A 19,072-nucleotide genomic window follows, 5' to 3' on the forward strand; every position below is an offset into this window, starting at 1 on the left:
CGAGACCACGGCTGTTACCCGCGGTTTTAGAAGCGGTGACGCAGACCTGCGGTCACAGCGACTTGCTTATTGTTGCCCGAAGCGGCCAGGCCGTTGATGTTGGCATCCACGATAGCGTTTTCGTTGACTTGCTGATACTCGCCTTGCAGATACACGTCAGTACGCTTGGACAGTGCGTACGCGGTTTGCAGGTTGAACTGATTCCAGTGCGGACGCGTCCCAGCGAGGCTTGCGCGGGTGTACGTGTACGAACCGGCAATGCTGACCGCCGGCGTCAGCGCATAGCGAGCGTTCGCTTCGAAGTTCTGGAAATGCGCGCTATCGTTGCCGAAGGCGATGCCTCCGCTTTGACCCGAGGCGCTAGCGCCGATACCGGCGAGGCTCGACAGGTTGGTTTGCGAGTACACGAGGCCGACGGTTGCCGGGCCGAACGCGTAGTTGGCACCCGCGCCCCACGTTTGCTGGCGGCCCGCGAAGAACGTGTTGTCGCTCGACACTGCGCCACCCGAATTGAACGCCGCAGCCGCGCCGGTCGCGCCGTTGCTGTTCAGTTGCAGGTAGGCGGCGGCGACGTTCAGGCCGCCCCAGCTGTACGACGCACCCGCGCTATAAGCGCGGTTGTTCGCGAAGCCGTCGGCCTGGTTCGAGAAGCCATACAACGCGCCGAACTTGAAGCCGCCGTAATTGGCGCTCTGGTACTTGACCGAGTTGTTGATGCGGAACGAGTTGTTCAGGTTGTCGTTGTCGAACGGATGCGCGAACTGCGTGCCGCCGTATTGGGTGCCGGTCAGCGCCAGCGGACCGACATAGTCGACCATGCTGTCGTATTGACGGCCGAGGGTGACGGCGCCGAACTGGTCGCTCGTCAAACCGACGAACGCTTGACGGCCGAATTCGCGCCCACCTTGCTTGAGTGTGCCGTCATTGATACCGAAGCCGTTTTCCAACGTGAAGATCGCCTTGAGACCGCCGCCCAGATCTTCCGATCCACGCAGGCCCCAGCGGCTGCCGTTCACCGAGCCGCTGGTTTCCTGCCAGTTGCTATGGCCGTGCTGGTTGTTCGTGTAAGTGATGCCGGCGTCGATCAAACCGTACAGCGTGACGCTGCTTTGTGCATGCGCGGCGGTTGCGCAAACGCCCGTGAGGGCGGCGACCATGAGTGTCTTTTTCATCTTGTAACTCCGAGAGCGAGAGCGGGCGTTGAACCCAGGCTTAAGGAGACCTTCACGCGGGCGCTGCGAGAGGCGTAATCCGAGTGAGATGCGCGTTGAGCAAAACCGCGCTGGTTTCCGGTTACGCAGAGTGTAGAGAGACACTCCGCGTAATGGACGTTCCGATTTACGCAATAAAGTATTACGCTTTGAGAAACGATATGCGAAAGCCGCTGAAGCCTTATCAATAAAGGCCTCCAGCGATTTTCAAGAGGCGTGAGCTTGGTGCGGATGGCGGTGCGTTGCTGATTCGCGACAAGAATCGATGCTAAAAAACAACGGAATAAAATGTAAAACGAGATTGTTGTTATTGCCGCAACAGATGATTGTAATTTATGTGAATAATCGAAATGGAACTGAACCGCTATACTGAAGTTTCTGCTTTCCGAAGCAGACTTTTTCGTTGACGAAAAAGATCTCCAAACCTTTGTCGGCGCGACTTTCCAGTCGCGCTTTTTTTTGCCTGTGTGGCGCCGATTGACGACGCGGTCAGTGGGCCGGCGCCGCGCCGCCGTCCACTTCGTTCCAGTCGTCCGCGATCGAAATGCTCCAGTCTTCCATGACGTAGCGACGCGCGTCCATGGGGGACGACAGCAGGTTCTGCCAATGATCGCCATGCCACATTGGATCGATTTCGAAGATTGACGGCGTGTCCGCGACGGGTGCAGATTGTTCGGAGGCCGTGTTGTCGTGCGACTGGGTCAGCCAGGTAAAGAGGCGGTGGATTTGGTTGAACAGCATGGCAATCTCCCTAATGCGCGTTACTACAACTACTGAATCCGATCATCCGGCTATGCATGCGGTGCAGCAAGTCGGACAAACACTTACGGGAACGTCTTTCGTTACATTTTTCGGCCGGCTGCTGAAAATTTTCCCGCTATAACGCGTCCCCACAATCGATTGAGTAATATTGACTTGGTCTGATTATCTAGACAGAAGTACGTATATGCGCTTGGGACTTATATAAGCCAACAAACGCGGGCTTAACGTGCCGCGTGATAAACGCATATCGAGAATTCGCTTGACGGCATTTCTCCCTTCCTCGTATAGCGGCAAGGCTGAATTTCATCTGCCAGATCGCGCGCGATGTGGTGTTCCCTTGATTAACAAAATCGAGCATTGCCCTGAAACGAAATATCCGCTTCGCCGTCATTCCGCTGTGGCGGCCGTGAAACATACTGATTTCAGGTGTTGCGAGAGACTTGTCGCTTAAGCGGAAACAGGACCGTTGAGCCGCAAGTCACTCGACGTAACGCGATGCTACCCGGGTACTCGACCGCCAACTGGTGCATACTTGCCGCAAAGCCACGCGTCCAAAGTCTCCTTTTCCATGTCTGAACAGATTTTGCCGGAACCGGCCCTGGATGGGCCGATCGTCTTCGTCGATCTTGAAACCACCGGCGGCTCGACCGCCGAGCATCGCATCACCGAAGTCGGTGTGGTCGAAATCGGACCTGCCGGCGTGTCGCGCTGGAGCAGTCTGGTCGACCCTCAGCAGCCGATTCCCTCATTCATCCAGCAGCTCACCGGCATCACGAATGCGATGGTGCGGGGCGCGCCGACCTTCGATGCGATCGCGCCGGCGCTCTTCGAGCGTCTGAACGGCAAACTGTTCGTCGCGCATAACGCCAGTTTCGATCGCGGATTTCTGCGCGGCGAGTTTCGCCGGGTGGGCTTGGCGTTCGATCCGGACGTGCTGTGCACCGTGCGCCTGTCGCGAGCGCTGTTCCCGGCGGAAAAGCGTCACGGTCTCGACGCCTTGGTGGAGCGCCATGCACTCGTGCCTTCCGATCGCCACCGCGCGCTCGCCGACGCCGATCTGATCTGGCAGTTCTGGCAACGGCTGCACGGCCTTGTGCCGCTCGACGTATTGCGCACGCAGATCGAGCGCACCACGCGGCGCTACCGGCTTGCAGGCGACATCACGGAAGACCTGCTCGATACCGCGCCGGCCGGTTGCGGCGTCTACGCGTTCTATGGGGAAGAAGATGTGCCGCTGTATGTCGGGCGAAGCGTGCGCGTGCGCCAGCGCGTGCGCTCACATTTGACCGGCGAGCGGCGCTCGTCGAAAGATATCCGGCTCGCGCAACAGGTGCGGCGCGTCGAGTGGCGCGCGACCGGCGGGGAATTGGGCGCCATGCTCGCGGAGGCGCAGTGGATCGCGACGCTGCGTCCCGGCCATAACCGTGTGCCGCGTATCGCGAAGAGCGATCCGGCCGACGCGCCCTGGCCGTTCGACGGGCCGATCGTCTTCGAAGAGCGCGAGGAGGCGTCGCAGGCACGCGCGTTTCATGTCGTCGACCATTGGTGCTATGTCGGCCACGCGGCGTCGCTCGCGCTGGCGGCGGAATTGCATGCTTCGAGTGCGGCGGGACGGTTCGAACTGTCGACGTATCGCATCTTGCAGAGCCATCTCGCCCGCGGTTTGCGTGTGATGCCGTTGAGCGTGTCGAGTGGCGCGGCGGTGGCGAGTCTCGCCTGAAGACGTTCGCCAGTCCGGCGTTCAGCGACTTCGTTTTCAACCGATAGCCCGCTGTTCAACAAAGTAGGTTCAAGCGCGCGGTCTCCGCACCCATTAGCCGGCCTCAAACCGCGCGCTTATCTCAGCCGACCTAACCGGTCGCGCCCACGCCACCGGTTTCGCACACGTGCCCGAGGGCGCGCGTCAACGCGCTCGAATGAGCCGAGTCGTAGCGCGTCAGCGACTTCCAGTTCGCCAGCGACTGCGCGACGCGCGACGGACAATCCGGTGCCGCGCGCAACGGTTGAACGCGCGCAAGGCCGGCAATGAGCGATTGCGTCAGCCGGTCCAACTGCGGTCTCGTGCTGGTTGCCAGATCGGGCGCGGGTCCTTGTGGCGCCTGGGTGCCGCGCCACGTGGCGAACAGCGCATTTTGGACGTCTTTGCTGGCGTCTATCTGATCCTGAAAGAAAGCACGGGCGTATGCCGGGTCGACGTTCGCCGCGGCAGCGCGCTTCTCGACATCGGCGAGGAGAGCGTTCTCGCGCGGCGTGTCGGTGATGTCCCGGTGATTGGCCCATTTCCAGCGCGCCACCGGTTCCGCGAGCGCGAGGCGCTGCGAGGCAAGCGCGATCAGACTGGTGAGCGCGGTGTCGTCACCATCCGCGATGGCGGGAGCGGGCGCGAATGCAAGAGCGGTCAGCAGCGCGAGCGTGCATGACGCGCCGAAGCGATAAGAACGATTCATGGAAGATGGCGGTAGCCGAGCGGCCACGAGGAAAAACCAGAAGAATAGACGATGCATCGAGCCCGCGTCTTCCCTCGCGATCGGAACACCGCAGGCATATTTGTCGAGGCGGGCAAATGCCGACGCCAGGCCGCACGGCCGGGCGTCACCTGAATCAGACGGACTGACCCCGTGTCACGAATCGAGCAGAAAACGATCGGTTAGACGTGTGCACGCAACCGCTGCACGCACGTCCATGCTGCATTGCGCCACTGCACAGCTACTTCGAGTCGCACGACTTGCGTTGCTCGTCGAAAAAGGCGCGGACATGCTCCGGCAGTTCAGCACCCAAAAACTCGACGCCAGCGGGTTCCGGATCCGGGCAAAAGACTTTATCCGGGGTCGGAACTTTCGGTGGTTTGGCATCCATGATCTCTCTCCTTTACAAACCGATTATCGGCCTCGGTCCCCGTTTTGCACCAGCGGCTGATGCCGGTCACCTGTTCTTTGTTGCTTTAACGGCACAGGTCAACAATAGAACGGAATCTTTGAATAGAATTTATCGGTTGACTGCTAATAAATTGATTTCGCGGTCACCCTTCCAGCCAGTCCAATATTCCAGCCCTCTCCCTCCTGGCCTTATCCTGCAGGCCGTTCAGCATCGAGCCGAGTTTTCGCGCACTCCACACCTGTATTGGCTGATATCAAACCAATCGTCGCAGATTTTTGTGCGCTGCGGCATTGGCGGCATTTTCTGCTTAAGAGGCCGAACGTTCGTTAATCGCCAATCGGTTCAGCACGCACCATTCGGCCCTCTAATGTTTTGTAAACGAACGGTTCTCGAGTTTCGTTGACGACTAAAAACACTTTTTAAGATCTTTCGCCTGAATAAAAAATTTCAACGTTCGGCAGCGAACGCTGGGCTTTCGTCAGACGCATATTTTCACGCCGTCGGTGCAGGGATTTTCACCGACGCGGAATATCCGGCCGGTTTGTCAGTCACTTCGACTTGTCCGTGAATTCGCGCCTGATGACCGTTCGCGAACATGTAGTAGGGGAATGGACGGGCTGGTTCTGACACGGCGTCGAGCCGCGCGATCAGTTCCGGCGCCAGCGTGAAGTCGAGCGAACCGAGCGACTCCTGCAACTGCTCCGGCCGCGTCGCGCCGACGATGATGCTCGACACGCCGCGCTTCTGATGCAGCCAGTTCAGCGCAACTTGCGCCATCGGCCGGCCGGCGAGATGGGCGACCGACTCCAGCTCCGCCACGATGCGGAAGTTGCGCTCGGTCAGTTTGTCGAATCCCGGCGGCGGAGCGCCGGCCATGCTCGCGAGACGTCCGTCGCCGGAAATGCCACCTGCCGCGCCGCTTTGCGAAGGCCGGTATTTGCCGGACAGCACGCCCATGCCGAGCGGGCTCCACGGCACGAGTCCCATGCCGAGATTGGCGGCGAGATCGGCGAATTCATTCTCCGCGTTGCGTTCGATCAGCGAGTACTCGAGCTGCATGGCAGCGACCGGCTCGAAGCCGCGCCAGTCGGCGAGCGTCTGCGCGCGCCCGGCAAACCAGGCGGGCGTATCCGACAAACCGACGTAACGGATCTTGCCGGCGCGCACGGCGTCGTCCATGGCGCGCATCACTTCTTCCACCGGCGTGACGCGGTCCCACGTGTGCAGGTAGTACAGGTCGATATAGTCGGTGCCGAGGCGCTTGAGCGAGCCGTCGAGCGCGCGCAGTAAATTCTTGCGATGGTTGCCGCCCGCGTTCGGGTTGCCGGTCTCGCCGTTGTAGCCGTATTTGGTCGCGATCACGAGCCGCTCGCGCAGGCCGCGCGCCGCGACGAACTTGCCCAGCCATTTTTCGCTGGTGCCTTCCGTATAGAGGTCGGCGGTATCGACGAAATTGCCGCCGGCATCCACGTACAGATCGAACAGCCGTTGTGCCGACTTTTCCTCGGCGCCCCAGCCCCATTCCGTGCCGAAGGTCATCGTGCCAAGCGCGATCGGGCTGACGCGCAAGCCTGAGCGGCCGAGCAGGGTATAGCGGTTCATCGTCATGTCAGTCTCATTGAGCGGTGCGCTACGAAAAATTGAATCGACGGCCCTATCGTGCGCCTATTCTTTTCGTGGAAAAATGCCGCTTGTCTGCAAGGATTATGAAGTCTGACTTAATAATAGGGGCCGCGATGGATCCTGCGCAACTGCCGGCGTTGATGGGGTTCGTGAGCGTGGCGCGTCACGGCAGCTTCACGCGCGCGGCCGCCGAGACCGGCGTGACGGCTTCGGCGCTGTCGCAAAACATCCGCTCGCTCGAAACGCAATTGAATGTGCGTCTGTTCAACCGGACCACGCGGCGCGTGGCGCTTACCGAAGCCGGCGCGCAGTTTCTCGCTCGCGTGCGGCCGGCGCTGGGCGAACTCGAGGCCGCCTTCGAGGCGCTCGACGAGACCCGCGACCAGCCCGCCGGCAATTTGCGTATCAACTTGCCGCGGATCGCGAGCGAATTGCTGGTGCAGCCGCATCTCGCGGAATTCACGCGCCGTTATCCGCAGATCCGCCTCGACCTGACGCTCGACGACGGCCTGGCCGATGTCGTCGGCGAAGGCTTCGACGCCGGTATCCGGCTCGGCGAACGGGTTGCGCGGGACATGGTGGCGGTGCCATTGGGCGGCGAGATGCGCATTGCAGTGGCGGGCGCGCCGGCCTATTTCGAGCGCTATGCGCCACCCGCGACGCCAGCCGATCTCGCCGCGCATGACTGCCTGCGCTACCGCTTCACGTCGAGCGGCGGCATCTATCGATGGGAGTTCGCGCCGCCCGACGACCCGGCGCGTGTGTTCGAAGTCGAGACGCGCGGCGCGCTCGTCACCAACGACCTGCGCACGATGGTGCAAGCCGCAGAGCAGGGCGTGGGTCTGCTGCACGTAATCGAGGACTACATACGCGAGCAACTCGACGATGGCCGCCTCTCGCGCGTACTCGACGCATGGTGTCCGAGCTTTCCCGGTTTCTATCTCTACACGGCGAGCCGCGCCCAAATGCCGCTCAAACTGCGCGCGTTGATCGACTTCCTGAAAGAGAAGCGCAGCGCTCGCTAGCGCACACGCTTCCTTCTTTCACACTACGAGGAGTTGCCGCAGATACTCGGCGGTGCGGCTTTCCTTCGCGCGCACGATCTCAGCCGGCGTGCCACTCGTCACGATCTTGCCGCCTGCGTCGCCGGCGCCCGGGCCGACGTCGACGACCCAGTCGCTTTGCGCGGCCACTCGCATGTCGTGCTCCACCACGACGACAGTATTGCCGGCATCCACGAGTCCCTGAAGTTGCACCATCAGCCGGTCAACGTCGGCGGGATGCAGGCCGGTGGTCGGTTCGTCGAGGATATACAGCGTGTCGCCCCGTTGTGCGCGTTGCAGTTCCGTGGCGAGCTTGATGCGCTGAGCTTCACCACCGGACAATTCGGTGGCCGGCTGACCGAGCCGCAGGTAGCCGAGGCCGATGTCGCGCAGCACTTTCAGCGCGCGCATCACGCTGGCATCGTCGGCAAAGAAGTCGCATGCGGCGTCGACGGTCAGGCCGAGCACCTCGGCGATGTTCTTATCGCGCCATGTAACTTCCAGCGTCTGCGTGTTGTAGCGCGTGCCGTGACAGGTCGAGCAGGGCGCATAGACGCTCGGCAGAAATAGCAGTTCGACGCTGACGAAGCCTTCGCCTTCGCACGTCGGGCAACGGCCTTGCGCCACGTTGAACGAGAAGCGGCCCGCGCTGTAGCGGCGCTTGCGGGCGAGCGGCGTGTCGGCGAACAGCTTGCGCACGTGGTCGAAGAGGCCCGTGTAGGTGGCCAGGTTGGAGCGCGGCGTGCGGCCGATCGGTTTCTGATCGACGCGCACGAGCCGCCGCAGCGCGTCCATGCCTTCGACGATGCGGCCGCCGGTCGGCGCGCTCGCGGCGGCAAGCAATGGGTCCTGCTCGTCGTCGTCGGGATTTTCGAAGACGCGTCCGAGGTGGCTGGCGACCAGTTCCGGCAGCGCCTGGCTCACGAGGCTCGATTTGCCCGAACCCGACACGCCCGTGACGGCGGTCAGGCAGCCGAGTGGAAACGCGGCGTCCAGCCCGTGCAGATTGTTGCGCGTGATGCCGGCGAGCCTCAACCAGCCGGCCGGTTTGCGCGTCGCGCGTGCGACCGGCGCAGGCGGCGCGAATAGATGCCGGCGCGTATGCGACGCTTCGACCTTCGCGAGGCCGGCAGGCGGCCCGCTATAAACCACATGGCCGCCTGCTTCCCCAGCCGCGGGACCGACATCGACGAGCCAGTCGGCGCGCCGCATCATCTGCAAATCGTGTTCGACGACGAACAGCGAATTGCCCGCGGCCTTCAGGCTCTGCAGCGCGCTGAAGAGCGCTTCGCCATCCGCGGGATGCAGTCCGGCTGATGGTTCGTCGAGCACATACACGACGCCGAACAACTGCGACGACAACTGCGTGGCGAGTCGCAAGCGCTGCAATTCGCCGGATGACAGCGTGGGCGTGCTGCGCTCCAGCGCGAGATAGCCCAAACCCAGATCGACCAGTGTCGTTATGCGTTCGAGCAACTCGGCTGCGATGCGTTGCGCGGCGACGCGTTTTTCCGCGGACAGGTTGGGCGTGCGCCGTACGTCAGGCGCGGCTTTATGCGCGGAACCGCCAGCGGCGACCCGTTTATCGACGGCATCGCGCATAGCGTTCTTGCTCAGCACGCTGCCTTTGGCCGCGTCTTTGCCCGCATGTGCTACATCCGGCTCGGGCCACTCGCCGCGCGCGATCGGTTCGAGCATCTCGGCGAGTCTGGCTAGCGGCAACTGGGCGAACTCGCCGATATCGAGCCCGGCGAACTTCACCGACAGCGCTTCCTTCTTGAGCCGCTTGCCATGACAGGTCGGACAGACGCTGCCGATCATGAACCGCGACACGCGCTTTTTCATTAACTCGCTTTGGGTGTTGGCGAACGTATGCAGCACGTAGCGGCGCGCACCCGTGAAGGTGCCTTGATAGCTCGGCTCGTCCTGGCGCTTGAGCGCGGCACGGGTTTCCTTCGGCGTGAGGCCGGCGTAGACGGGCACGGTCGGCTGTTCGTCGGTGAAGAGAATCCAGTCGCGGTCTTTCTTCGGCAAATCGCGCCACGGTTTATCGACGTCGTAGCCGAGCGTCACCAGAATGTCGCGCAGATTTTGTCCGTGCCAGGCGGGCGGCCATGCAGCGATTGCGCGCTCGCGAATGGTCAGCGAGTCGTCCGGCACCATAGATTTTTCCGTGACCTCGTAGACGCGGCCGAGTCCATGGCAAGTCGGACAGGCACCTTGCACCGTGTTCGGTGAGAAATCCTCGGCGAACAGCATGGGTTGCTTCGGCGGATAGTCGCCAGTGCGTGAATAGAGCATCCGCACGAGGCTCGACAGCGTGGTCACGCTGCCAACCGACGAGCGCGCGCTCGGCGTGCCGCGCTGTTGCTGCAACGCGACCGCGGGCGGCAAGCCTTCGATGGCGTCCACTTCGGGCACGCCGACCTGCTCGATCAGGCGCCGCGCATATGGCGCGACCGATTCGAAATAGCGCCGCTGCGCTTCGGCGTACAACGTGCCGAATGCCAGCGACGACTTGCCCGAGCCGGATACGCCGGTAAAGACGACCAGCGCATCACGCGGAATCTGCACGTCGATGTTCTTCAGATTGTGTTCGCGAGCGCCGCGCACACGCACGAAGCCGGTGAAGGCGGGTGCGTCGGACGGCGGCGACGTCGAGCGGGCTTTGTTGCGGCTGGTGTCCATATCGATGAATAGGTGAACATCGCCCGGCGCGTCAGGCGAATATTGGTGAAGCTGCACGGAGTATGCCCGACGATGATGCCAGTGAAGGCGGAGCACGCGCGCCGCGTCAGCCCGGAAATCGCCGCCTGTCATTGAAACGATTATCCGCGCCCAGAGTGCGGTGGCTAACGGACGCGCCACGGCCAGCGCGGAAGATGGCAGTCTTCGCCCCTCGGAGAGTTCGCCATGGAAAACGCCGTGTACTGGAAAGGTTATCAGGTCGGAATCGAGTGTGACGGCCGGATTTTGTGGTTCTCGTCGACACCGCAGGAAGCGGTCGCCGCCTATGGCGCTCAACAGCCAGAGCCGGCCCGTATGGAAAATTCCGTTGTGGCACGCAACCTCGGCGTGACAGCGCAATTCGATCGGCCAGGTTTTTGTGGGTGAGCCGTAGCGCGGTTTGCTTAAGGTGCCTTTTGCGCGGACGCGGCCAAAGCATGCGCAGAAAAGCAAAAAGCCCAGTCGCGAGGACTGGGCTTTTTGCTTGAATCTTGATGGTGCCGGAAAGAGGAATCGAACCCCCGACCTTCGCATTACGAATGCGCTGCTCTACCGTCTGAGCTATTCCGGCATCAGGAGAAACGAGATTATAGGGACTTCTTAATCAGCTTGGCAAGCCCCTGAACTCACTTTTTTGTTTCGAGATGGTAGCGTGTGACCCGGTCCACCTCGTTCTTCGAGCCGAGGAACACTGCGACGCGTTCATGGAGGCTTTTCGGCTGGATGTCCAGAATGCGCTTCTCGCCGTTGGTCGCGGCGCCGCCCGCCTGCTCGACGATGAAGGCCATGGGATTCGCCTCGTACATCAGGCGCAGCTTGCCCGGCTTGTCCGGCGTGCGCTTGTCGGCCGGATACATGAAAATGCCGCCGCGATTCAGGATACGGTGCACGTCCGCCACCATGGAGGCGATCCAGCGCATGTTGAAGTCGCTTTGGCGCGAACCGTCCTTGCCAGCCTTCAATTCGCCGATGTACTGCTGGACCGGCGGATACCAGTGGCGCTCGTTCGAAGCGTTAATCGCATATTCACGCGTTTCGACCGGAATGCGCATGTCGCTTTGCGTGAGCACCCACGAGCCGAGTTCGCGGTCGAGCGTGAAGCAGTTCACGCCATTGCCGGTGGTTAGCACCAGTACGGTTTGCGGACCGTAGACCGCATAGCCCGCGGCGACCTGCTGCGTGCCCGGCTGAAGGAACGACTGTTCGGTGGGTTGTTGACCGTCTGGGCAACGCAACACGGAGAAGATCGTGCCGATCGACACATTGACGTCGATGTTCGACGAGCCGTCCAGCGGATCGAACACAAGCAGGTATTCGCCCTTCGGATAGTTCGCCGGGATCGGGAAGAACTGTTCCATTTCCTCGGAAGCCATGCCGGCGAGATTGCCGCCCCATTCGTTCGCTTCGAGCAGGATTTCGTTCGACAGGATGTCGAGCTTTTTCTGCACTTCGCCTTGAACGTTCTCGCTACCCGCTGTGCCGAGCGCATCGCCCAGCGCGCCCTTGCTGACGTGGTAGCTGATTGCCTTGCACGCCCGCGCGACGACTTCGATCAAAAGGCGCAGATCGGCCGGCAGATTGTTGGTTTCGCGCTGCTGCTCGATCAGGTACTTCGTGAGAGTGGTACGACGTTGCAAAGCCATGCTGTACTCCGGGAAGGCTTGAGGAATATTCCGATTTTAACCGTTCGTTGTGTCGCTTCCGCGCTTTTGCGCGGGAACCTTGCACAGCGATCGCGCCGGACATGCCGGTGCGCGGCGAAATTCAGGCTTTGCGGCGCGCCTTGCCGGCCGTGACCTTGCCGCTCACGCTGGCTGCGAGCGCGGCGGCGCGGGCGTGTCCGGCCGATATCTTCGGCATTTTCGGGCGTTGGGCCTTCGGCATGGGTTCGATTTCCCGCTCGATCTGCTCGCCGGCCGCCGCAGTGGCGACGCGCAGGTCGTAGGCGATTTGCAGATTGAGCCAGAACTGCGCGCTCGCGCCGAAGTAGCGCTCGAGCCGCAGCGCCGTGTCGGCCGAGATGGCGCGCTTGCCACGCACTACGTCGTTGATGCGCGGCGCCGGTACCCGCAGCGCAAGCGCGAGCGCGTTGACCGACATGCCGAGCGGTTCGAGGAACTCGCCGCGCAGAATTTCGCCCGGATGGCTTTCCGGGATGCTGTCGCCGGTGCCGATGTCCGAGAAATCGGTGCTGCCCAGATCGGAGCGTTTGATGACCATGCCGGTCTCCCAATAATCAGTGATAGTCGACAATTTCGACATTCAGCGCCTCCCCTTCGACGAAATGAAAGCAGATGCGCCATTGCGCATTGATCCGGATACTCCATTGCCCGCTGCGCTGGCCCTGCAATGCTTCCAGCCGGTTGCCCGGTGGCGCATGCAGGTCGCGGATGGATTCCGCAGCGTCGATCATGAACAGCTTGCGGCGCGCGAGCGCCTGCATGTGAAGCGGCAATGAGTACACGAACTTGCCCTGAAAGATTCCCGCCGTAGCTTTGTCGCCGAATGTCGTGATCATGGGATGATATAACGCGATGCGTTAAACGTAAACCGTTAAATGAATACGTTTACTTTCACCCCGTCGGCACAAGTCGAACAGTCGTCCAGATGGCTAACGTGATCGCCGCGCGCAGCGGCGTCGTGCTTCCAAAAAATGCAGGACGAAAAAAAGCCGGCAACGCGTGCCGGCTTTTCGATGCGACAACAGCGCTCAGGCGAGCGTTATGCCAATGCTTTCTCCACGATCTCGCGCACGTCGCGCGATTTCACCTGAGCCGCCACTTTCTCCAGCGCCGCGCGCATGCCGTCGCGCAGCGTTGGCGTGAAGCGGCGCCACAATTCCAGCGAGCGGGCGAGGCGAGCAGCCACCTGCGGATTGATGGCGTCGAGTGCGATTACCTGATCGGCCCAGAACGCATAGCCCGAGCCGTCTTCGGCATGGAACTGCGCGGGATTCGCCGCGCAGAAGCTGAAAATCAGCGAGCGCGCGCGGTTCGGGTTTTTCAGGTTGAAGGCCGGATGCGTCATCAGCTTACGCACGATCTCGATCACCGGACGGTGCGCGCTGCCACGCTGGGTGGCTTGCATGGCGAACCACTTGTCGATGACGAGCGGCTCCTTTTCGAAGCGCCGGTAGAAGTCGTCCAGCGCCTGCTGCGCCTCGGCGCTGCCGCCATTCGCCGCCGACGCATTGAGCAACGCGGAGAGCGCCGCCGAGCGGTCGGTCATGTTGTTCGCCGCATCGTACTGCGCGGACGCGAGACGCACGGCTTCGGCAGGATCGTCGAGTTCCGCGAGGTACGACAGCGCGAGATTCTTCAGCGCGCGATGACCCGCCGCTTCGGGCGTGGCTTCATACGCACCGGGCGTGCGATGCTGCTCGTACACCTTGAGCCAGTCGCCCCTGAGCGCGTTGGCAAGACGCTTGCGCACGAATTGCCGCGCGGCGTGGACGGCGGCCGGATTCGATTCTGTCATCTGCTCGGCGAGATACGCTTCCGAAGGCAGCATCAACGCGAGTTCGCGGAACGAAGGCGAGAGCGTTTCGTCGGTCAGCACGCGGGCGAACGCGGCCACCACGGAGTCGTCGAGTTGCAGCGGCACGCCGGTGGCGGCGCGTCCTGCAAGCGTGAGCAGTTCGCGCGTGGCGAGCCGCTGGCCGGCTTCCCAGCGGTTGAACGGATCGCTGTCATGAGCAAGCAGGAACGCAAGCTGTTCCGCCGAGTAGTCGTATTCGACGATTACCGGCGCCGAGAAATTGCGCAGCAGCGAAGGCAGCGGCTCCTGCGCCACGTTGACGAACGTAAAAGTCTGTTCGGTCTGTGTGAATTCGAGCACCCGCGTGGTGAAGGCCGAGGCCGTATTTTCGCCTTGCAATTGCAGCGGCAGGTCGCGGCCGTCCTTGCCGATCAAACCGATCGCGAACGGAATCAGCAGCGGGCCTTTTTGCGTTTCGCGCGCGGCCGGCGCGCCTTCGCCGTAGCCTTGCGTGAGCGTCACGCTGTAACGTTGCTGCGCGGCGTCGTAGTGCGTGCGCACGGACACGCGCGGCGTGCCGGCCTGGCTGTACCAGCGCTCGAACTGCGTGAGATCGCGGCCGTTGGCGTCGGCGAGCGCGTGACGGAAGTCGTCGCAGGTCACGGCCTGGCCGTCATGACGCTTGAAATACAGGTCCATGCCCTTGCGGAAACCGTCGCGTCCGAACAGCGTCTGATACATCCGCACGACTTCCGAGCCTTTCTCGTAGACCGTCATCGTGTAGAAGTTGTTGATCTCGACGTAGCTTTCCGGGCGCACCGGATGCGCCATCGGACCCGCGTCTTCGGCGAACTGCATCTGACGCAGCACGCGCACGTCTTCGATACGCTTGGTGGCGCGCGCGGCTTCGTCCGTTGCGCCGCCTGCCATGTCGGCCGAGAACTCCTGATCGCGGAACACCGTCAGGCCTTCTTTCAGGCTCAGCTGGAACCAGTCGCGGCACGTCACGCGGTTGCCGGTCCAGTTGTGGAAGTACTCGTGGCCGACCACGGCCTCGATGTTCGCGAAGTCGGTGTCGGTTGCCGTTTCCGGGTTCGCGAGCACGTACTTCGTGTTGAAGATGTTGAGCCCCTTGTTCTCCATCGCGCCCATGTTGAAGTCGCTCACCGCGACGATCATGAAGCGGTCCAGATCGAGTTCGAGCCCGAAGCGTTCCTCGTCCCAGCGGATCGAATGGATCAGCGAATCCATTGCGTGGCGGGTCTTGTCGAGGTCGTGCGGTTCGACCCACACCTGCAGCAGCTTTTCCTTGCCCGAGCCGCTCTTCACGCGCTCTTCCAGGGCGACCAGCTTGCCCGCGACCAGCGCGAACAGATAGCTCGGCTTTCTGAACGGATCTTCCCAGCGGGCGAAGTGGCGGCCGTCAGGCAAATCGCCTTCTTCGAGCAGGTTGCCGTTGGACAGCAGGACCGGATAATCGGCTTTATTGGCGCGCAGTGTGACCGTGAAGGTCGCCATCACGTCCGGACGGTCGAGGAAGTAAGTGATGCGGCGAAAGCCCTCGGCCTCGCACTGCGTGAAGAAGTTGCCGCCGGACACGTAAAGGCCCGACAGCGTGGTGTTCTCAGCCGGATTGCAGAGACTCGTGAGCGTCAGTTCGAACTGATCCGGCACGTTGTCGAGCCGCAAGCCGTGTTCGTGCGCGTGGGCGTTGGCGAACGGCTGGCCGTCGATCTCGGCGCTGACGAACTCCAGTTGTTCGCCCATCAGCTCCAGGTGCGCGGCGCGCGACGCCTCCGGATTGCGGCGCACGCGCATCGTGTTGCGGACCACCGTGCGTTCGGGAACCAGATCGAACTCCAGTGCGACGGTGTCGATCAGGAAGGCGGGCGGCGCGTAGTCGGCGCGGCGAATCACATTGGGCGTTGCGGTATCGGCCATGGCGTTCTGTAGTGTTGGAACTCGAGCCGGCGAGCGCGCTTCTGGCGCACGGGCCGGGCATGTCGAGCCATTGTACAAAGCCTCGGCGAATTGTGCGGAGCGAACTTTTTACCGGCTCGGCTGGTCAGCGTATTATCGGGCGCCCGAGTGCGGGAATGCCTGTGCGTCGACGGGGCCGGGTTTGACGGACAATACAGAAGCAACTTGGAAGCTTCACGAGGTAGACCATGAAAATCGATCGATGGACCCGCCACGCCACGCTGCTGCTGGGCGCACTGGCGGTGCTGCTTTCCGGCTGCACGACCTACGTCACCACCCAGGTCACGGCCTTTTCAGACTGGAGCGGCAGTGACGCCACGCGTACCTATGCGTTCACGCGAGCGGCGGACCAGCAGAATAATCTCGAACTCAGCACCTACGAGCGCCTGGTCGCGAATGAACTCGCAACGCATTCGTTCCGTCAGGTCGACAGCGCGCAGGCGCGCTATCTGGTCGGACTGTCCTACGGGATTCGTTCGGACATGGTGACGGTTGCGGAGCCGGTGTATTACAACCCATGGCCGGCGCCGTACTGGGGTTATGGCCGGCCGTTCGATCCGTGGGGCCCGTGGGGCGCATTCCCGGCCACTTACGTGAACCAGAGCTATCCGATTTTCACCCACCTGCTGGGCGTGCGGATTACCGAGCGCGCGAGCGGCAAGGAGGTCTACAACGTGACGGCGCGCAACACGGGCGGCGAGTCCTCGCTGGTTCGGGCCATGCCGTATCTGGCGCGTAGCGCGCTGGCCGATTTCCCACTCGGCAACGGTGTGGTTCACACGGTAAAGATTCCGGTCGGTAAGAGTGGCGGCCCATCGAACGAAATGGTGGCGACCGGTACGGCTCCCGCCGCCGCGCCAATGCCGGCGTCCGGTGCGAAAGTCGTTCAGTAAATAGTACCTGGCTGACGCGTCGAATCGGCGGTGTCGGTGTAGGTTAAGCGGCCCCCAGGTCACCCTGGCGGGCCCTTTCTGCTTTTCAGCGTCGGCGGGCATGAAGCTCTACGCCCGATACCGCACTCGGACATCCGCATTTCTTAAAGGGCACATCCGAGTTGACCGTGCGTCGCGAGTTCAGAAAGAGGTCGGCAAACAGTGCCAGCGTCTTCCAATCTGAAACACTTTTTAAGAAAGTAAATTGAAAGTATTGCCGTATTTCGGCGAAATAGTTCCGACTTCAGAGTCGGTGACAGCCGCGCTGCTAGCGGATAACGGGTTCGTTCCCAAGCTGGAAAACGGCGCCGGAGGCCGGCGCCTTCGCTTTTCAGCCGGGCGTCGTATGAGAGATACGGATACAGATGGATACGTCTTTTGAAGCTGATTTATCCGAGAATATTCAGTATGATTCCGGCGACCCTAGAGGCCCGCGACTATCCTTCAGACGAATTGACAAAGGCGCCTAAATAATCGGGGGCCATGTGCCGTTAATCCGCTGAACCCTATTAGAAGATTGGATCGACCCCGGCTGGAGCTTGCCGGTCCGCGCGGCGCGTGCACGCTGTGACGGTGCCGTATTCCGTCAGGCGCTTCAGCCTCTCCTCGCTTCTACGCGCGAACCCGATATGCCCGATCTGCACTGGACCATTCCGGTCGCTCGCTGGTCTAGCTGGCCTGCTGCCGCATCTGCCTCACCCGATATCGGCTTCATCGAGCCGATCGTGCGGCGTCGTCTGAGCACTCTCTCCAGGGTGGCGCTGAAGGTTGCGCACGATTGTGTCGCCCGGGACGCGGTGCGGGTCGTGTTCGCCTCGCGCCACGGGGAATTGCGGCGCACCACGGATATCTTGCGCGCCATCAGCGCGGGCGAGCCGGTCTCGCCGACTGCCTTCAGCCTCTCGGTGCTCAATGCCATGACCGGCGTGTTCGGGATTGCGCGCGGCGACCGCTCCGCGGCGAGCGCGATCTCGGCCGGCGCGGAAACGCTGGGTTACGCGCTGCTGGAAGCGCATGCGCAATACGCCACGCAGCCGGATTCGCCGACGCTGCTGGTGTACGCGGACGAACCGGCCGATCCGGCATACGGCACGATCGAAGACGAAGTGCAGGGCGGCGCGATCGCGCTCCTGCTCGATAGCGAAACGGCGACGGGCGAGCTGGAGTGCACGGTGTCGCGCGCAGACCAATCGGACTCCGCGCCGGCGGGCGAAGCCCGCGCAGGCGAAACAGGCGAAACAGGCGGTAAAAATAGCGCCGCCCCGGAAACCTTCTTCGCGACCCAGAGCCAGGCGTTGCAGCATTGTCTGGAAACCGGCCTGCCCGCCGCCTGGCAAAACGCCGGCGCCACGTGGCATTGGAGGTGGCATGGCCGCGCGGCTTGATTACTTCTGGCGATTCTGCGCGACCGGCATGGCTTTCGTGGTCTTCGGGGTGTGCGGCGTGCTGTTTTCCGTGGTGGTGTTTCCGCTCGCATGGGTGTGGCCGCACCGCGCCTCGCGCCAGTTCGCGGTGACGAGCGTGATTCACTGGTTTTTCCGCGCACTGGTCGCGGTATTGCAACGCATCGGCGTGATGGAACTGGAAGTGTCCGGCGTGCAGGCCTTGCGCGCGGGCGGCCCGGCGATCGTGGTCGCGAATCACCCGACCTATCTCGACGTGATGGTGCTGCTGTCGCTCACGCCGCATGCCTGCTGCGTGGTGAAAAACGCGCATTGGAGCAACCCGTGTTTCTGGGGCATCGTGCGCTCGGCGGAATACGTCAGCAATGCCGATCCCGCCGAACTCGTCGAGGCGGGCGCGAAGCAACTGGCCGCGGGCTATACCATGATCATCTTTCCGGAAGGCACGCGCAGCCCGGCGCCGAACCGGCTGCACGCGTTTTCGCGCGGTTTCGCGCACATGGCGCTGAAGGTCGGCGCGCCGATCGTCCCGGTGCTGATGGATTGCGATCCGCCCGCATTCACCAAGCAGATGCGCTGGTACGACGTGCCGGCGCGCGCGTTCAGAATACGCGTGAACGTGCTCGAGCCGCTCGGCGTCGATCAGCTCGCGGCTCATGACACTCCACCGGCTCTCGCGGCGCGCAGCGTGACGAGCGCCGTCGAAGCCCACATTACCCAGCACCTGTTCGATTATGGATTCTTTAAAACTCGAAATTAAACAGCTCCTGATCGAAGCGCTCGATCTGGAAGACCTGAGCCCGGCCGATATCGACGACGATGCACCGTTGTTCGATACCGACGGTATCGGCCTCGATTCGATCGATGCGCTCGAAATCGGCATCGTGCTGCGCAAACAATACCAACTGACCATCGCAGCGAACGACGAGCGCACGCGCGAACACTTTCGCTCGATCAGCACGCTGGCGGCGCTGGTCGCGAGCCAGCGCGAAGCGGTGCACGCTGTGAACGAAACAACCAGAAAGGGGGAGTAAATC

General features: G+C 62.2%; 17 protein-coding genes and 1 tRNA gene. 7 read left to right on the top strand and 11 right to left on the bottom strand.

Features of this window, described 5'->3' with window-relative positions:
• Positions 1 to 26: 26 nt before the first annotated feature.
• Together B0G82_RS10395 and B0G82_RS10400 are read right to left on the bottom strand one after the other, a co-directional pair.
• Positions 27 to 1,172 carry a porin gene (locus tag B0G82_RS10395; RefSeq protein ID WP_116139492.1) on the bottom strand — a complete coding sequence of 382 codons (1,146 nt, stop codon included), beginning with the start codon at positions 1,170 to 1,172 and terminating at the stop codon, positions 27 to 29.
• 528 nt (positions 1,173 to 1,700) lie between these two features.
• Positions 1,701 to 1,952, bottom strand: coding sequence for a hypothetical protein (locus B0G82_RS10400; RefSeq protein WP_199730073.1), 252 nt, complete (start codon positions 1,950 to 1,952; stop codon positions 1,701 to 1,703).
• Positions 1,953 to 2,541: 589 nt separating this feature from the next.
• Here B0G82_RS10400 and B0G82_RS10405 point away from each other — a divergent pair.
• Positions 2,542 to 3,693, top strand: a complete 1,152-nt coding sequence (locus B0G82_RS10405) for an exonuclease domain-containing protein (RefSeq protein ID WP_121307314.1) — start codon at positions 2,542 to 2,544, stop codon at positions 3,691 to 3,693.
• A gap of 130 nt (positions 3,694 to 3,823) precedes the next feature.
• On the opposite strand, the gene B0G82_RS10410 is transcribed toward B0G82_RS10405, so the two are convergent.
• The 3 genes from B0G82_RS10410 to B0G82_RS10415 form a co-directional block, all read right to left on the bottom strand.
• Entirely contained in the window at positions 3,824 to 4,420 is a 597-nt protein-coding gene (locus tag B0G82_RS10410; RefSeq protein ID WP_121307315.1) for a chorismate mutase, read from the bottom strand.
• A 259-nt stretch (positions 4,421 to 4,679) separates the two neighbouring features.
• Positions 4,680 to 4,829, bottom strand: coding sequence for a hypothetical protein (locus B0G82_RS40030; protein ID WP_007180815.1), 150 nt, complete (start codon positions 4,827 to 4,829; stop codon positions 4,680 to 4,682).
• Between the two features lie 513 nt (positions 4,830 to 5,342).
• Positions 5,343 to 6,458 carry an aldo/keto reductase gene (locus B0G82_RS10415; RefSeq protein WP_121307316.1) on the bottom strand — a complete coding sequence of 372 codons (1,116 nt, stop codon included), beginning with the start codon at positions 6,456 to 6,458 and terminating at the stop codon, positions 5,343 to 5,345.
• 128 nt (positions 6,459 to 6,586) lie between these two features.
• Here B0G82_RS10415 and B0G82_RS10420 point away from each other — a divergent pair, with 128 nt between their 5' ends.
• Positions 6,587 to 7,498, top strand: coding sequence for a LysR family transcriptional regulator (locus tag B0G82_RS10420; RefSeq protein ID WP_241974520.1), 912 nt, complete (start codon positions 6,587 to 6,589; stop codon positions 7,496 to 7,498).
• 18 nt (positions 7,499 to 7,516) lie between these two features.
• Here the strand turns inward: B0G82_RS10420 and B0G82_RS10425 are convergent, their stop codons facing one another.
• Positions 7,517 to 10,204, bottom strand: coding sequence for an excinuclease ABC subunit UvrA (locus B0G82_RS10425; RefSeq protein ID WP_121308649.1), 2,688 nt, complete (start codon positions 10,202 to 10,204; stop codon positions 7,517 to 7,519).
• Between the two features lie 225 nt (positions 10,205 to 10,429).
• On the opposite strand from B0G82_RS10425, the gene B0G82_RS10430 reads away from it, so the two are divergent.
• Positions 10,430 to 10,630 (top strand): hypothetical protein, encoded by a 201-nt coding sequence (locus B0G82_RS10430; RefSeq protein ID WP_116139501.1) that lies wholly within the window; start codon positions 10,430 to 10,432, stop codon positions 10,628 to 10,630.
• Between the two features lie 108 nt (positions 10,631 to 10,738).
• Here the strand turns inward: B0G82_RS10430 and B0G82_RS10435 are convergent.
• From B0G82_RS10435 to pepN, 5 genes are all read right to left on the bottom strand, one after another.
• A tRNA-Thr gene (locus B0G82_RS10435) sits at positions 10,739 to 10,814 on the bottom strand.
• A 55-nt stretch (positions 10,815 to 10,869) separates the two neighbouring features.
• On the bottom strand, positions 10,870 to 11,886 hold the full coding sequence (locus B0G82_RS10440; protein ID WP_116139503.1) for a class 1 fructose-bisphosphatase: 1,017 nt from the start codon (positions 11,884 to 11,886) through the stop codon (positions 10,870 to 10,872).
• A gap of 121 nt (positions 11,887 to 12,007) precedes the next feature.
• Positions 12,008 to 12,463 carry a HigA family addiction module antitoxin gene (locus tag B0G82_RS10445; RefSeq protein WP_121307318.1) on the bottom strand — a complete coding sequence of 152 codons (456 nt, stop codon included), beginning with the start codon at positions 12,461 to 12,463 and terminating at the stop codon, positions 12,008 to 12,010.
• A gap of 16 nt (positions 12,464 to 12,479) precedes the next feature.
• Positions 12,480 to 12,761: a type II toxin-antitoxin system RelE/ParE family toxin gene (locus tag B0G82_RS10450; protein ID WP_012434039.1), complete on the bottom strand. Its 282-nt coding sequence runs from the start codon at positions 12,759 to 12,761 to the stop codon at positions 12,480 to 12,482.
• A 203-nt stretch (positions 12,762 to 12,964) separates the two neighbouring features.
• Entirely contained in the window at positions 12,965 to 15,661 is a 2,697-nt protein-coding gene (pepN, locus tag B0G82_RS10455; protein ID WP_121307319.1) for an aminopeptidase N, read from the bottom strand.
• 227 nt (positions 15,662 to 15,888) lie between these two features.
• Here pepN and B0G82_RS10460 point away from each other — a divergent pair, with 227 nt between their 5' ends.
• The 4 genes from B0G82_RS10460 to B0G82_RS10475 all read left to right on the top strand — a co-directional run bounded on the left by B0G82_RS10460 (position 15,889) and on the right by B0G82_RS10475 (position 19,069).
• The gene (locus B0G82_RS10460; RefSeq protein ID WP_121307320.1) at positions 15,889 to 16,593 is read left to right on the top strand and encodes a DUF4136 domain-containing protein; all 705 of its coding nucleotides are present in this window, start codon (positions 15,889 to 15,891) and stop codon (positions 16,591 to 16,593) included.
• A 668-nt stretch (positions 16,594 to 17,261) separates the two neighbouring features.
• Positions 17,262 to 18,017: a beta-ketoacyl synthase chain length factor gene (locus B0G82_RS10465; protein WP_121307321.1), complete on the top strand. Its 756-nt coding sequence runs from the start codon at positions 17,262 to 17,264 to the stop codon at positions 18,015 to 18,017.
• Entirely contained in the window at positions 18,001 to 18,795 is a 795-nt protein-coding gene (locus B0G82_RS10470) for a lysophospholipid acyltransferase family protein (RefSeq protein WP_116118065.1), read from the top strand. The genes B0G82_RS10465 and B0G82_RS10470 overlap by 17 nt, the downstream gene beginning before the upstream one ends.
• Entirely contained in the window at positions 18,770 to 19,069 is a 300-nt protein-coding gene (locus B0G82_RS10475) for a phosphopantetheine-binding protein (RefSeq protein WP_106283313.1), read from the top strand. Before B0G82_RS10470 ends, B0G82_RS10475 begins: the two co-directional genes overlap by 26 nt.
• Positions 19,070 to 19,072 lie beyond the last annotated feature (3 nt).

The sequence above is a fragment of the Paraburkholderia sp. BL17N1 genome (assembly GCF_003634175.1).
Classification (GTDB): domain Bacteria; phylum Pseudomonadota; class Gammaproteobacteria; order Burkholderiales; family Burkholderiaceae; genus Paraburkholderia.